The sequence below is a fragment of the Xenorhabdus vietnamensis genome (assembly GCF_002127535.1).
Lineage (GTDB): Bacteria > Pseudomonadota > Gammaproteobacteria > Enterobacterales > Enterobacteriaceae > Xenorhabdus > Xenorhabdus vietnamensis.
This window is the reverse complement of sequence record NZ_MUBJ01000111.1, coordinates 1-730: the sequence shown is the minus strand read 5'-3', so window position 1 is coordinate 730 and position 730 is coordinate 1. Positions and strand designations below refer to the sequence as shown.

The window sequence follows — 730 nt, the reverse complement described above, 5'->3', positions numbered from 1 at the left end:
ACCGTCCGGGTTTTACCGTCAGCCACCATCGATTTATTGGTGGGTTCAAAGCCGGAGCCGGCCGGGTTGACCGCGGAAGCGATGACCTGTATCTGGGTTGCCATCCGCTCAGAGACATTGCCCTGATTATCATGGGCGACACCGGACAGGGTATAAATGTTGGTGCCTTTTTCGAGGAACGGCGGCAGGGTCAGCAGATAATGCGTGCCACTGCGCACAGATTCGGTGGCTAAGTTGGCTGACTGCGCCGGTGCACTGGCGTTTTCCAGCTTACCGCCCCCCGCCACCAGATTGGCGGTATCCCAGACAATCTCTTTCAGGCCATTTTTGGCGCTGACACTGACATTCAACGGAATAACCGCCCCGCCGCGTCCGCTAATCCGGCTTTCCATCATCAGGCGGATCAGGTTTTTCTTACGATACTCCAGGACGATTTGGTTATTGCGGTCAACCAAATCATAACGCCCGCCTTGCAGGCTGCGCTTAAAGGCCACCGCATCAGGGTCAACCTGTTTTGACCACGGCGTGCCGATTTCATAATTCAGGCCGAAATTAAACAGGGTTTCCCCGCCACCGGCTGCACTCTGCCGGCGGTCAAGCCCCAGTGTCACCAGCGGGACAGGGGTATAGCTAACGCCCAGGGTAAAGGCCGCCGGGTTTTTCTGCCGGCGCGCTTCGCTCAGCAAGCCGACCTCATCCCCAAAATATTGCTCATAAATTAACTGACCGC

The 730-nt window shown here is 56.7% G+C and carries 1 protein-coding gene; it reads right to left on the bottom strand.

The features are described from left to right. A partial coding sequence (locus Xvie_RS20425) for an inverse autotransporter beta domain-containing protein (RefSeq protein ID WP_208612662.1) occupies nt 1-730 on the bottom strand: 730 nt, incomplete at both ends.